This window comes from Pseudomonas sp. NFIX10 (assembly GCF_900111955.1).
Taxonomy (GTDB): domain Bacteria; phylum Pseudomonadota; class Gammaproteobacteria; order Pseudomonadales; family Pseudomonadaceae; genus Aquipseudomonas; species Aquipseudomonas fluorescens_AA.
Window position 1 is genome coordinate 31,768 of sequence record NZ_FOKH01000016.1, and the last position, 13,861, is coordinate 45,628.

Consider the following 13,861-nt stretch of genomic DNA (forward strand, 5'->3'; position numbering starts at 1 on the left):
CCACTTCATTCTGAGCCGAGGGTGACGCGACACCCCTTGCGATGGCGGATCTGCTCGTCCGATGGGCGTTCCTTGATGAACTCGAAGCGCGGCTCGCCTTCGCTGTAGATCACCAGCCAGCCCCATTCCAGTTCACTTTCATCCTGCCCGGGCTGGGGCGGCGAGGCCCACCAGGGTTCTTTTTGCATGATCTGACGCATCGTCTACTCCTGCCGATTGATCCTTTGAACTATAGACCGCTCGATGAAGACGCTTGCATGGGTTGTATGCCTGAAGCTTGATAATCAGTGTGCTCTGACCCCGCCCACCAGCGTCTAGCGTCTGTATCCCCGCACTCGAACGGGGAATGACTGGACCCCGCGCATATGCAAGCACTGTTGAACGAGATCCTCGATGCGGTTCGCCCCCTGATCGGTCAGGGCAAGGTCGCCGATTACATTCCTGCCTTGGGCACCGTGGTGCCAAACCAGTTGGGTATTGCCGTGTATGGCAATGATGGCGAGTTGTACTGTGCCGGCGACGCCGAAACAGCGTTTTCGGTGCAGAGTATTTCCAAGGTGTTCAGCCTGGTGCAGGCCATCGGGCATTCCGGCGAAGCGATCTGGGAACGCCTGGGCCATGAGCCATCCGGTCAGCCCTTCAATTCCCTGGTACAACTGGAATTCGAGCGTGGCCGGCCGCGCAATCCGTTCATCAATGCCGGCGCGTTGGTGATTTGCGATATCAACCAGTCGCGTTTCGCCGCGCCGGCGCTGTCGATGCGCGATTTTGTGCGCCGCCTGTCGGGTAACCCGCAGGTGATGGTGGACGGCAAGGTCGCCGAGTCGGAATACCAGCACCGCGCCCGCAACGCAGCGATGGCGTACCTGATGCAATCGTTCGGCAACTTCCATAACGACGTGGAAGCGGTGCTGCGCAGTTATTTCAGCCATTGTGCCTTGCGGATGAGCTGCATCGACCTGGCGCGAGCATTCTGCTTCCTGGCCAACGACGGGTTCTGCAAACACAGCGGCGAACAGATCCTCAGCGCCCGGCAGACCCAGCAGGTCAATTCCATCATGGCCACCAGCGGCCTGTACGATGAGGCCGGCAACTTCGCTTATCGCGTCGGCCTGCCGGGCAAGAGCGGTGTCGGTGGCGGGATTGTCGCCGTGGTGCCGGGGCGGTTCACCGTCTGCGTCTGGTCGCCGGAACTCAACGCCGCCGGCAACTCCCTGGCCGGCATGGCGGCACTGGAGTTGATGAGCCAGCGGATCGGCTGGTCGGTGTTCTAGTTTCCTGCCGCATAAAAAAGGCCCGCTCCTGATCCAGGAGCGGGCCTTTTCGTTAGGGGATATCAGCAGAGGCGGTCGATGACCCGGACCTCGGAAGTATTCTGCATCGACTGCCAGGCCTGGGTCAGCGTTTGCAGCACGCGGCCCATGAAGTCCTTGTCAGCCGCGGCCTTCTTGCCGACGTAGCCCTGGCCACGGCGGTACATCTTCAGCCGGGCACACAGTTCTTGCGTGTTCTTTTCGAACTCGTCTTCTTGGGTGTAGGGCGACAGGCAGTCCATATGGACCTGGCCAGTCTTGCTGATCCACAGGATATGGCTGTCGAGTGTGTCTTTGTGTGCGGCGAACATGCGAGCCAGTTCATCAATAGATGGTTGATTGTTCAGATTCATGTGTAAGCCCCTTGACCATTTGGTTGATCTGTCTGGTGGTTCGCAAAAACTTCGCTTCTCGGTAAGTGCCTGCCTGCTACCGAAACCAGGCCGTCAGCGTTCGTCCGTCGAACTTCGAAGGAGTCCAGCGTTGATTGTGTAGTGTTATCGAAGGGCTGCTACGCAAATGCGCTACAACGAAGAGAAACAGCGAAGAATCATCAGGCAGTGTCAACTTTCGAGGGTCGACCACGCGCGTCATGAGGATCTTCGCCGACGTTTCTCGTCCTTGTTACCGGACGGTCATGCCAGGTCAGCACCTTCAATCTGCCTTGTGGGCAGTCCCTTATCCAAAAAACAGCTCGGCGGTCAGACGAGCTTGCTCAAACAGTTGCCTGTACTCCCGATCGGGGAGACGTCTGCATCATGCAAGGGCAAATCGGAGGCGTCAACGGTTTTGTAGTGATTATTTTTGCTCACTACATATTGTCTGACAAAATGGTTTGGGTATGAAAATTGGGCTTGAGCCGAGTCATTGTGGTGAGGGAGGTGTCACTTGTTCAGGTTGATCGTTCCCACGCTCTGCGTGGGAACGCCACCAGGGACGCTCCGCGTTCCGTTCTGGAAGGTGACGCAGAGCGTCACGAGATGCATTCCCACGCAGAGCGTGGGAACGATCAATAGGCTCAGGTTGCCTTGGCTTTGCTCGCCTTGCGCGGTGCACCGGCTGCCTTGCGCTTGGCCGGCTTGCGCTTGTTCTTCCACGGGGTCGCGCCTCGCCCGGCGGGGCTGGCCGGGCCGCTGATGGTCAGGCTCATGCCCTGGCAGCGGGCGACGTGCTTGCTCATCCAGGCGGCTTGCCGGGTCACGAATTCTTCCAGGCTCATTTCTCCGCTTTGCACCATGTCCAGGGCCTGCTCCCAGATGGCGGTGGTGCCCGGGTCGGCGATGGCCCGGGGCACGGCGTCGATGAGGCTGAAGGCCGCGGGTGTGGCGGACAGGGCCTTGCCGTTTTTCACCAGGTAACCACGGTCGAGTAGCCCCTGGATGATCGAGGCTCGGGTCGCTTCGGTGCCGATGCCGGTGGTGTCCTTGAGCTTCTGTTTGAGCAATGGATCTTCCACCAGTTTGGCGACGTTTTTCATCGCCTTGATCAGGTCGCCTTCAGTGAAGGGCTTGGGCGGCTGGGTCCATAGGTCCTTGGGGGTCACCTCGTCCACCGTGCAATCGCGACCTTCGGCCAGTGCCGGCAAGGTTTGCGGTGCCGACGCTTCACGGCCCTTTGCCGGCGCCAGCGCTTCGGGCAGGGCGCGTTTCCAGCCGGGTTCGACGATCTGCTTGCCCACGGCACGCAATGCCTGGCCGGCACAGTCGAAGTCGGCCTGGGTGCGGTCGTATTCATGGTTGGGCAGGAACTGCGCCAGGTAGCGCGCGCGAATCAACGTATAGACCGCACGCTGCTTGCCGGCGAGTTTGTCGAGGTTCCTGGCGGCGGCGGTGGGAATGATGCCGTGGTGGGCACTGACCTTGGCGTCGTTCCAGGCCCGGGATTTGCGCTGCGGCTGCAAATGCTCGCGCAGCGGCGCGAGGCTCGGGTCGGCCTGGGCGAGGGCGGCCAGGATGGCCGGTGCTTCGCTGTGCTGGCTCAAGGGCAGGAAACCGCAATCGCTGCGGGGGTAGGTGATGAGCTTGTAGGTCTCGTAGAGCGACTGGGCAATGTCCAGGGTTTCCTGGGCACCGAGGCCGAGTTTCTTCGAGCAGACTTCTTGCAGGGTGCCCAGGTCGAAGGGCAACGGTGCCGCTTCGCGCAGGCGCTCGGTACGCACCTTCAGTGTCCGGGCGGTGGTGGCGTTGCTCATGGCCTGGGCCGCGTCTCGGGCCAGGGCCTGGTTCAGGCAGCGTTCCTGGTCGTCGCAGGCATTCGGGTCGGCACGCCACTGGGCGGTGAACGCCGTGCCTTCATGGCTGAGCTGCACGTCGATGGCCCAATAGGCGACCGGCACGAAGTTGGCGATGCTGCGGTCGCGGTCCACCACCAGTCGCAGCGTCGGTGTCTGCACGCGGCCTACCGGCAACACGCCCTGGTAGCCGGACTGGCGCCCCAGCAGGGTGAACAGGCGACTCATGTTCATGCCGATCAGCCAGTCGGCCCGGGAGCGGCCCAGGGCCGAGTGATACAGGTTGACGGTTTCGACGCCCGGCTTGAGGGCGGCCAGGGCCTTGCGAATCGACGCTTCGTCCAGGGCGGACAGCCATAGCCGCCGGATCGGTCCGCGATACCGGCAATGTTCCACCAGCTCCCGGGCGATCATTTCGCCTTCGCGGTCGGCGTCGGTGGCGATCACCAGCTCCTTCGCTTCCCCCAACAGGCGCTTGACCGCCTTGTACTGGCTGGCGGTTTTCGGCTTGACGGTCATCTTCCATTGCGCGGGCACGATGGGCAGGTCGGCCAGGACCCAGCGCTTGTAGCGCGCGTCGTAGGCGTCGGGTGGGGCGGTTTCCAGCAGATGGCCGATGCACCAGGTGACCGTGACGCCAGGACCCAGCCAGCAGCCGTCGCCACGGCGCGTTGCACCGAGCACCGCGGCGATGTCCTTGGCCTGGGATGGCTTTTCACACAGGTACAGCTGCATAGCGCCCTTTTCCTGAGCAGATTTCATGGGGCTGTAGCATGGTCATGGATGCGCGCAAGGGCAAGTTTTATCTGTATGGATATACAGATAAAAGCGTTGCGCTGCGTTGCCAAGGGGTGTCTGGCGTGACATTCGGCGGCCTGTCGGCACGCAGAATGAATTTCTCGCAGGGGTATTGCTCATAACTTCAAGGCGGTTGAAACCCGCAAAGTAGGTTTATGAGGTCAAGGAGAGTCACTTTCATGAATTCGATGCCAAATGGCAACGGCCAGGCGACTACACGTTTGATTCTCGTGGTGGAAGATGATCCAACTATCCTGGAGTTTCTCTGTGAAATCCTCGAGGAAGAAGGATTTGTCGTGGAGCCTCAGAAAAGCGCTGACGATGCCTTGGAGTTCCTCGAACAGAGCGCCCATTTCGTCGATCTGTTGCTCACCGACATCACCATGCCCGGCAAGATCGACGGTGCTGACCTGGCCAATCTGACCGGAGACCGCTGGCCGCAGATCCCGCTGCTGATCATGTCCGGCTTCGAAACGCCGGAAAGCGCCGGGATCAAGCACCACGCGTCGTTCATCGCCAAGCCTTGGGCTCTGGGCCAGATGCTGGATCTGGTGGAGAGCACGGTGAAAAATCACCCCATGCATTGAGTGATCCCGGTGGATGGCGGCGGTCAGGCACGTTTGGGTTGCAAGCGGCGATGGGCTCCATGACAATGCGAGTCATTATCAGTCGCGAATTATTCCATAGCCATGCCCGCCAACGATCTGTCCCTACGCAGTGCTGTCGACGTTCTGTACAGTGATCATCACAATTGGCTCCAGGGCTGGTTGCGCAAGCGCTTGGGCAACGCGTTCGATGCCGCCGACCTGACCCAGGATACGTTTGTGCGAGTCATCAAAGCGCGCACCGCGCTGGACATCCGCGAGCCGCGACCGTACCTGTCGATGATCGCCAAAGGGCTGTTGATCGACCTGTTTCGCCGGCGCTCGTTGGAACAATCCTACCTCGAAGCCTTGGCCGCCATGCCGCAAGAGCAGCACCCCTCGCTGGAAGAGCAGGCGATCCTGCTCCAGGCCCTGATGGAGATCGACCGTCTGCTCCTGGGGCTTGGGCCGCGCGTAAGACAGGCGTTCATCCTGTCGCAGTTCGATGGCCTGACGTACCCGCAAATTGCCGAGCGCCTGGGTGTCAGCGTCCGCACCGTCAACAACCACATGGCCAAGGCCATGGAACATTGCTGCCTGATGCAAATTCAATTGCAGCTTTCATGAACCTGGCCCCCGACGAGTTGCAAGCCATCCGCGTGGCGGCGCGGTGGTACGCCCGGCTGCATTCCGGTATCGCGACCGACGCGGACCGGGCCGATTGGCGCGCCTGGCTGTCCGCCGATCCGTTGCACAGCCAGGCCTGGCAGCGCATGGCGGCGGTGGCCGAGCAGATGGCGAGTGTGCCGGGCGCCCTGGCGGCACCGACCCTGAGCGACACCCACCGGCGATCCCGGCGCCAGGTGTTGCGCAGCGCCTTGCTGCTGACGTCCGCCGGCGGCCTGGGCTGGCTGGGTTGGCGCAGCCAGGCAACCCAGAACCTGTTTTGTGATTACCGCACCGCGGTGGGCGAGCGTCGCGCGTTCCAGCTGGCCGACGGCAGTACGGTCCTGCTCAACACCGACACCTCGATCAATGTTCGTTTCGATGGGCAGCAGCGGCGCCTGGAGCTGTTGCGGGGCGAGGTGCTCGTGACGACGGCGGTCGATCCCTTGCGACGTCCGTTCAAGGTGGTCACGGGGCCGGCCGAGGTGCTGGCGTTGGGCACGCGGTTTATCGTCCGTAGCCAGGCGCGGGGCGGCGAAGTGGCGGTGCTTGAGAAAGCGGTCGAAGTGAGCCTGTTGGCTAGTGGATCGAGGATGCGGGTCGAAGCCGGCCAGCGCCTGGATTTCAACGAGCGGTCATTGGGGACGCTGCGCGGCAACGATGTGTCGGTCGGTGCCTGGCAGAAGGGAAGCATCATCGCCATTGACCGTCCCCTGGCGGCGCTACTGGATGAACTGTCGCGCTATCGACCCGGTGTGCTGCGTTGGGATCCGGCGATTGGCGACTTGAAGGTTTCCGGTGTGTTTCCTGTCGATAACACCGATCTCGCCCTGGCCGCGCTGGAAAGCGGCTTTTCGTTGCGAGTGACCCGCTACAGCCGATTCTGGGTCCAGGTCTCCGCTGGCGATCGGCGGTAATGCTACGCAATAAAAAATCAGCCCCTGCACTTTTTGTCCCCACCGTTCGGCTCTTCCTCAGTGAGTTTTTATCGACCGTTTTGGGGAGGGGAAATATGACTTGGGTGAGCGCGCCAGGCCGTCTGGTGTTTGCAGTGAAAATCGGCTTGCTGGCGGTCACGACCGTCAGCGCCACAGTCGTGAATGCCAGCCCGGTTCCAGCGGCTGCGGCGCAGCAGCGCGCGGTGCAGGCCTACGATATCGGCGCCGGTCGCCTGGTGGATGTACTGACCCGTTTCTCCAGTGCCGCTGGTGTCGCCCTTTCGTTTGATGCCCGGCAGCTCGAGGGCTTGCAATCGCCCGGCCTGAGCGGTTCTTTCGGCGTGGGCGACGGGTTCGCCCGTATTCTGGCTGGGAGCGGCCTGCAGGCCGCCCTGCAGGCCAACGGCACCTACGTGCTGCGCCGGGTACCCGTCAGCGGTTCGGCACTGGAACTGGACGCAACCACCATCGAGGCTCAGCGGCTCGGGGCGATCACCGAGCAGAGCAACTCCTACACGACGGGGGCGGTCACGATCGGCAAGGGCGAGCACTCCCTGCGTGAAACACCGCAATCGGTGACGGTCATTACTCGCAAGATGCTCGATGACCAGAACCTCAATACCATCGAACAAGTCATGGAAAAGACCCCTGGCATTACCGTCTACGACTCGACCATGGGCGGCAAGTATTTCTATTCCCGCGGGTTCCGCATGTCTGGCCAATATCAATACGACGGCGTTCCGCTGGACATGGGCAACAGTTATGTCCAGGCCGACAGTTTCAGCAGTGACATGGCCTATTACGACCGTGTCGAAGTGCTGCGCGGCGCCGCCGGGATGATGAAGGGGGCGGGCGGCACGTCCGGCGGCGTCAACTTCGTTCGTAAGCGCGGCCAGGCCACGGCGCAGACCGAGCTCAGCCTGTCCGGGGGGACCTGGGACAATTACCGTGTGCAGGTCGATACCGGTGGCCCGTTGAATGACGCCGGCACCGTGCGGGGCAGGGCGGTGATCGCCGAGCAGAGCCGGCACTATTTCTACGATGATGCCCGGCGCAAGGACCAGATCTACTACGGCGCCCTGGACTTCGACCTGTCGCCCGACACGACGCTCGGCCTGGGCGTTGCCTATGAGGACGTCGATGCAAGCCCGTGCTGGGGCGGGCTGCCGCGCTACCGGGACGGCAGCGATCTGAAGCTCAGCCGTTCCACTTGCCTGGACCCCTCATGGAATACCTGGCGCAGCCAGCGGACCACGGTGTTCGGCGATCTCAAGCACCAGCTCAATGACGACTGGGCCGTGAAGGTGGCCGGTGTCTATACGAAAAATACCCAGGACATCAAATACGCGTTTGCATCGGGCTCGGTGGCGCCAGGCACCTCGACCACCAACATGCTGGGCAGCATGTATGACTATGACCAGGTCGATTACGGCCTCGACGCCTACCTGGACGGCAAGTTCGACGCCCTGGGGCAGCAACATGAGTTGATCGTCGGTTTCAACGCCAGTCGTTCGGACAAGGACGACTTCTTCTCCGTCGCGTTGCTGCCACAGAAGCAGAACGTATTCGATCCGGATCGCCATATCCCCGAACCGGACGACAGTTACTTCATCGAAAACTCGACGCGTGGCGGTCCGGTCAAGACCGTTACCGAGCAGCAAGGGATGTATTCGACCCTGCGCCTGAAGCTGGCGGAGCCCTTGACGTTCGTGGTGGGCAGCCGGGTGAGCTGGTACAGCTCCAAGACCGACTCGGTGTTCCTCACCGGCGGCTCGGAACACGCCAAGAGCACGGAGACGGGGCAAGTCACGCCATTTGCCGCCGTGTTGCTGGACCTCAATGAGCACCTGACGGCCTATGCCAGCTATTCGGATATCTTCACGCCCCAGGGCAACTACCGCTCCGAAAGCGGCTCGGCACTCAAGCCTCTGGTGGGCGAGAGTTATGAGCTGGGGATCAAGGGCGAGTGGTTCGAGGGACGCCTGAACAGCGCCTTCAACCTGTTCCGCACGCTGCAGAAAGACCAGGCCCAGACTGACTACAACTCCAGTTGTGCGTCTTCGGACGGGTACTGCTACGAGAACGCTGGCAAGGTGCGCGCCCAAGGCTTCGAAGCCGAGATCAGCGGTGAAGTCATCGAGCGCCTGCAACTGCTGGCCGGCTACACCTACACCCAGACCAAGACCCTCGACGACATTGATACCAGCCTCAACGGCGGCTCGTTCAACAGCTACGTGCCGCGCCATGTGCTGCGCCTGTGGGGCGATTATGCCCTCGGCGGGGCGTTGGAACGGTTCAGTGTCGGCGCCGGAGTCAATGCCCAAAGCGACAATTTCCGCGTATCGCCGGCGACGGGCGAGAAGATTACCCAGGCCGGTTATGCCGTGTGGAACGGTCGCGTTGGCTACCGCATCGATGACACCTGGACGGTGGCCCTCAATGGCAACAACCTGTTCGACAAGCGCTACTACACCACCATCGGCACCGAGAGCTTCGGCAACTATTACGGTGAGCCGCGCAACTTCACCATGACCCTGAAGGGGCGCTTCTGAGCCGGTGGCGAGGGCGCCCATGCCCTCGCCACGGTTTTTGCCCTCAGTTGGTATCCAGGTCCACGTTGCGGGTTTCCCGCAGGCAGATCATGCCCACCACCAGGCTGACCCCGGTGATCACCACCGGGTACCACAGCCCGTAGAAAATATCCCCGGTGTAGACCACCAGGGCAAACGACACGGTGGGCAGGAAGCCGCCGAACCAGCCGTTGCCGATGTGATAGGGCAGGGACATGGAGGTGTAGCGGATCCGGGTCGGGAACAATTCGACCATCAGCGCCGCCAGCGGTCCGTAGCACATCGCCGAGATGATGATCAGCGCGACGATCAAGGCCACGATCATCGGCCGGTTGATCTGCTGGGCATCGGCCTGCTGCGGGTAGCCGGCCAAGGTCACCGCGCCGCGCAGGGCGGCTTCGTCGTAACCTTCAAGTTTCACGTCACCGACGCTGACCTGTACCGCGCTGCCGGCCGGGGCCGCGACGCTGCTGTAGGGCAGGCCTTGCTTGACCAGGAAGGTCTTGACCTTGTCGCACGGGCTGTCGAAACGCGCCTTGCCCACCGGGTCGAACTGGAAGGTACAGGTGGCCGGGTCGGCGACCACGGTGATCGGCGCCTGGCGGCTGGCCTGGTCGATGGCCGGGTTGGCGTAGTGGGCCAGTGTCTTGAAGATCGGAAAGTAGAGGGCAGTCGCCAGCAGCAGGCCGATCATCAGCACCGGTTTGCGCCCGACCTTGTCCGATAGCCAGCCGAAAAAGATGAAGAACGGCGCGCCAATCACCACGCTGACAATCAGCAGGCTGTTGGCCAGGGCCGGGTCCATCTTCAGGAACTGGGTGAGGAAAAACAGCACGTAGAACTGCGCGGCGTAGAAGGTCACCGCTTGGCCGGCATTGATGCTGAACAGGGCGATCAGCACCACCTTCAGGTTTTCCCATTTGCCGAAGGATTCGCGGATCGGCGCCTTGCAGCACTTGCCTTCTTCTTTCATTTTCAGGAAGGCCGGCGACTCGTGCAGGCTCAGGCGAATCCAGGTGGAGATGCCCAGCAGCAGGATCGACAGCAGGAACGGAATACGCCAGCCCCAGACTTCGAACTGATCGCCGGTGAAGTAGCGGCAGCCCAGCACCACCAGCAGCGAGAGCAACAGCCCCAACGTGGCGGTGGACTGAATCCAACTGGTATGGAAACCGCGCTTGCCCATCGGCGCATGCTCGGCGACGTAGGTGGCGGCGCCGCCGTACTCACCGCCCAGGGCCAGGCCCTGGAGCATGCGCAACACCACCAGGATGATCGGCGCGGCGATGCCGATGCTGGCGTAGTTGGGCAGCAGGCCGACGCAGAACGTCGCCAGGCCCATGAGGATGATGGTGGCCAGGAACGTGTACTTGCGCCCGATCATGTCCCCCAACCGACCGAACACCAGTGCCCCGAACGGCCGCACGATGAAGCCGGCGGCGAAGGCCATCAGGGCGAAGATGAACGCGGTGGTGTCGTTGACCCCGGCGAAGAACTGCTTGCTGATCACCGCCGCGAGGGCACCATAGAGGAAAAAATCGTACCACTCGAACACCGTCCCCAGGGACGAGGCGAAGATGACTTTCTGGGTTTCCTGGCTGGTGCCGGCGTTGCGCGTGGCTTCCAGGGGCTGAACATGCTCGGACATAGCGGTATCCCTCACAGTGATTGTTTTTGTTGTTCCACTGCGACGCCGGGGTGGCGTCTCCTGATTTGATGCGTTCCTTGAGTCGACACACTTTATTTACTGTGGGAGCGGGCTTGCTCGCGAATGCGATCTGACCGTCAACGATTATGGCGACTGACACATCGCATTCGCGAGCAAGCCCGCTCCCACAGGAGACTGAGTTGTTCTTCAGACCGTAGCAGGTGTTTTTTCGATGGTGGTGTTCCTCGTCGCGGGGTTGAGCATCATCTGCGCCGCCTTCTCGGCAATCATCAGCGTCGGCGAGCAGGTGTTGCCCGAGGTGATGCGCGGCATGATCGAGGCATCGGCAATGCGCAGGCCCTTGATGCCGTGGACGCGCAGTTGCGCATCCACCACCGCGTCGCGATCCTGGCCCATGCGGCACGTGCCGACCGGGTGGAAAATCGTCGTGCCGATCCGGGCGGCGGCCTGGTGCAGTTGCTCTTCGGTTTGCAGGCTGGGGCCCGGCAGGTATTCCACCGGTTTGAACGCGCTCAGGGCCGGGGCCGCGACGATACGGCGGGTCAGGCGGATGGCGTCGGCGGCGACCCGCAAGTCCTCGGGGTGGCTCAGGTAGTTGGGCTGGATCAGCGGCGCTTCGTGCGGGTCGGCCGAACGAATGTCCACCCGGCCACGGCTTTGCGGGCGCAGGTCGCAGACCGACGCGGTGAACGCCGGGAAGCTGTGCAGCGGTTCGCCGAAGCGTTCCAGGGACAGCGGCTGCACGTGGTATTCGAGGTTGGCCGAGGTCTGTTCCGGGCCCGAGCGGGCGAACGCGCCGAGTTGGCTCGGGGCCATGGACAGCGGGCCGCTGCGGTCGTACAGGTAGCGCAGGCCCATGCCCATCTTGCCCCACAGGGTGCCGGCGATCTGGTTCAGGGTGCGGGCGTTTTCCAACTGGTAGATCAGCCGCAGTTGCAGGTGGTCCTGCAAGTTGCCGCCGACACCGGGCAGCTCATGGGTCACGCCGATGCCCAGGCGTTGCAGCAGGCTGCGCGGGCCGATCCCGGAACGTTGCAGGATCCCCGGCGAACCCACGGCCCCGGCGCACAGGACGATTTCCTTGCGGGCCTTGAAGGTCATGCCTTTGCCTTGCCAGCGGGCGCTGACGGCGTGGGCGCGATCGTCACGCAGCAACACGCGGTCGACCTCGACGTCGGTCAACACCGTGAGGTTGCCGCGCTGGCGAACCGGCTTGAGAAACGCCTTGGCCGCGTTCCAGCGCACCCCGGCTTTCTGGTTGACCTGGAAGTAGCCACAACCTTCATTGTCGCCGCTGTTGAAATCGTCGACATTGGGGATGCCGCTCTGTTCGGCGGCACTGCGGAAGGCATCGAGAATCGGCCATGACAGGCGCTGGCGTTCGACCCGCCATTCGCCGCCGGCGCCGTGAAATGCGGACGCGCCGGCAAAGTGGTTTTCGCTCTGGCGGAACAGCGGCAGCACGTCTTCCCAGGCCCAGCCGGGATTGCCCTCGGCAGCCCAGCCATCGTAGTCCGCCGCCTGGCCGCGCATGTAGATCATGCCGTTGATGGAGGAGCAACCGCCCAGGACCTTGCCGCGCGGGTAGCTCAGGGCCCGCCCTTGCAGGCCCGGTTGTGCTTCGGTCTTGAAGCACCAGTCGGTGCGTGGGTTGCCGATGCAGAACAGGTAGCCGACCGGGATGTGAATCCATGGGTAGTTGTCGCGTCCACCGGCTTCGAGCAGCAGCACCCGGTGCTGCGGGTTGGCCGAAAGCCGATTGGCCAGCAAGCACCCGGCAGGGCCGGCGCCCACGATCACGTAATCGTATTCATCGACGACAGGTTGCATTCGCGACCTCATTCTTGTTGTTGTGGGACCCATCCTAGTTGTTAGTTTTCGTCAAAAGAATGTTAGTTTTTGCGCAGTGGCTGTGCGTTTATAAACAGTCATGCCTTCAGGCGTGCTCAAGGATCGCTTCATGTTCGACTGGAATGACCTGCGCTATTTCCTGGAACTGCAACGCAGCGGGCGTTTATTGACGGCTGCACGGCGCCTGAACACCACCCACGCCACGGTGGCCCGGCATATCGAGGCCATCGAGAAAAGCCTGGGTACCGCATTGTTCGTCCAGCATGCCCAGGGCTATGAACTGACCCCGGCCGGCGAGACGTTGCTCAAGCACGCCGAAGCCATGGAAAACGTGGCATTGCTGGCCCAGGAGGACATCACCCAGTCCAGTGCACCCCTGGGCAAGATTCGCCTGGGGGTGACCGAAGGGCTGGGCATCATGTTCCTCGCCAGTCGCATGGACGGGTTGTTCCAGCGCTATCCGGGGCTGGAGGTGGAGCTGGTGGCGGTGCCGCGCTTTGTCAGCATCCTCAACCGTGAGGCGGAAATCAGCATCCACCTCGAACGCCCGGCGTCCGACCTGCTGGTGACCCGCAAACTCACTGACTACAGCCTGGCGCTGTATGCCAGCCAGGCCTACCTGGATCGCTCGCCAGCGTTGCGCAGCCGCGAGGACCTGGCTCGCCACGCCTGGATCGGTTATGTCGATGACCTTTTGTTCAGCCAGGAACTGATGTTCCTCAACAGCTTTTGCCGCAACCCCCGGGTGGTGTTCCACAGCACCAGCGTCATCGCCCAGCAACAGGCCGCGCGCTCGGGCCTGGGGATCGCCGTGTTGCCGTGCTACATGGCCAGCGCTGACCCGACGCTGGTGCCGTTGCTGCCGGACGAAACCATCCGCCGCAGCTATTGGATCAGTACCCGTCGCGAACTGCACAAGTCCGTACGCCTGCGGGTGTTGTGGGATTATGTGGTGCAGTTGTGCGAGCGCGAGCAGGCCCTGCTGCTGCCCTGACCCCAAATCCCTGAACGCCAAGGCCCTCCAGACGCTGTACCCGCGTTGGACTGAATTCACCCAGGTGCGCCAGGCACTGGACCCTGGCGGCAAGTTCCTCAAGGGGCATCTTTCATCGATTCTGGGTTTGAGCTGAAGCCAAGCACCTGTGGAAGCGAGCTTGCTCGCGATGGCGGTGCATCAGTCGACATTCATGCAAACTGAGCCATTGCTATCGCGAGCAAGCTCGCTCCCACATTTGTTTTGGG

General features: G+C 62.3%; 11 protein-coding genes and 1 pseudogene. 7 read left to right on the plus strand and 5 right to left on the minus strand.

Annotation, left to right across the window (positions count from 1 at the left end):
• Window positions 1–5 precede the first annotated feature (5 nt).
• A complete protein-coding gene (locus BM321_RS16110) occupies window positions 6–200 on the minus strand; it encodes a hypothetical protein (RefSeq protein WP_053123348.1) in 195 nt (64 codons plus the stop codon).
• Window positions 201–365: 165 nt separating this feature from the next.
• Here BM321_RS16110 and glsB point away from each other — a divergent pair, with 165 nt between their 5' ends.
• Window positions 366–1,274 carry a glutaminase B gene (gene glsB / locus BM321_RS16115; protein ID WP_060741483.1) on the plus strand — a complete coding sequence of 303 codons (909 nt, stop codon included), beginning with the start codon at window positions 366–368 and terminating at the stop codon, window positions 1,272–1,274.
• A 62-nt stretch (window positions 1,275–1,336) separates the two neighbouring features.
• Here glsB and BM321_RS16120 read toward each other — a convergent pair whose 3' ends face one another.
• On the minus strand, window positions 1,337–1,666 hold the full coding sequence (locus tag BM321_RS16120; RefSeq protein ID WP_060741484.1) for a hypothetical protein: 330 nt from the start codon (window positions 1,664–1,666) through the stop codon (window positions 1,337–1,339).
• 665 nt (window positions 1,667–2,331) lie between these two features.
• On the minus strand, window positions 2,332–4,278 hold the full coding sequence (locus BM321_RS16125) for a DNA topoisomerase III (RefSeq protein ID WP_092443244.1): 1,947 nt from the start codon (window positions 4,276–4,278) through the stop codon (window positions 2,332–2,334).
• Between the two features lie 242 nt (window positions 4,279–4,520).
• Here BM321_RS16125 and BM321_RS16130 point away from each other — a divergent pair, with 242 nt between their 5' ends.
• From BM321_RS16130 to BM321_RS16145, 4 genes are all read left to right on the plus strand, one after another.
• A complete protein-coding gene (locus BM321_RS16130; protein WP_092327262.1) occupies window positions 4,521–4,928 on the plus strand; it encodes a response regulator in 408 nt (135 codons plus the stop codon).
• Window positions 4,929–5,030: 102 nt separating this feature from the next.
• Complete coding sequence (locus tag BM321_RS16135) at window positions 5,031–5,552, plus strand: sigma-70 family RNA polymerase sigma factor (RefSeq protein ID WP_092327264.1); 522 nt, start codon at window positions 5,031–5,033, stop codon at window positions 5,550–5,552.
• Complete coding sequence (locus tag BM321_RS16140; RefSeq protein WP_092443246.1) at window positions 5,549–6,508, plus strand: FecR domain-containing protein; 960 nt, start codon at window positions 5,549–5,551, stop codon at window positions 6,506–6,508. Before BM321_RS16135 ends, BM321_RS16140 begins: the two co-directional genes overlap by 4 nt.
• Window positions 6,509–6,603: 95 nt before the next feature.
• Entirely contained in the window at window positions 6,604–9,081 is a 2,478-nt protein-coding gene (locus BM321_RS16145; RefSeq protein WP_092443248.1) for a TonB-dependent siderophore receptor, read from the plus strand.
• Between the two features lie 43 nt (window positions 9,082–9,124).
• Here the strand turns inward: BM321_RS16145 and BM321_RS16150 are convergent, their stop codons facing one another.
• Together BM321_RS16150 and BM321_RS16155 are read right to left on the minus strand one after the other, a co-directional pair.
• Window positions 9,125–10,747 (minus strand): MFS transporter, encoded by a 1,623-nt coding sequence (locus BM321_RS16150; protein WP_092443250.1) that lies wholly within the window; start codon window positions 10,745–10,747, stop codon window positions 9,125–9,127.
• A 207-nt stretch (window positions 10,748–10,954) separates the two neighbouring features.
• A complete protein-coding gene (locus BM321_RS16155) occupies window positions 10,955–12,598 on the minus strand; it encodes a GMC family oxidoreductase (RefSeq protein WP_092443252.1) in 1,644 nt (547 codons plus the stop codon).
• 130 nt (window positions 12,599–12,728) lie between these two features.
• Between BM321_RS16155 and BM321_RS16160 the strand changes: the two genes are divergently transcribed.
• Together BM321_RS16160 and BM321_RS16165 are read left to right on the plus strand one after the other, a co-directional pair.
• On the plus strand, window positions 12,729–13,613 hold the full coding sequence (locus tag BM321_RS16160; RefSeq protein ID WP_092443253.1) for a LysR family transcriptional regulator: 885 nt from the start codon (window positions 12,729–12,731) through the stop codon (window positions 13,611–13,613).
• A gap of 7 nt (window positions 13,614–13,620) precedes the next feature.
• A pseudogene (locus tag BM321_RS16165) lies at window positions 13,621–13,749 on the plus strand (D-arabinono-1,4-lactone oxidase); the annotation flags it as partial.
• Window positions 13,750–13,861: the final 112 nt, after the last annotated feature.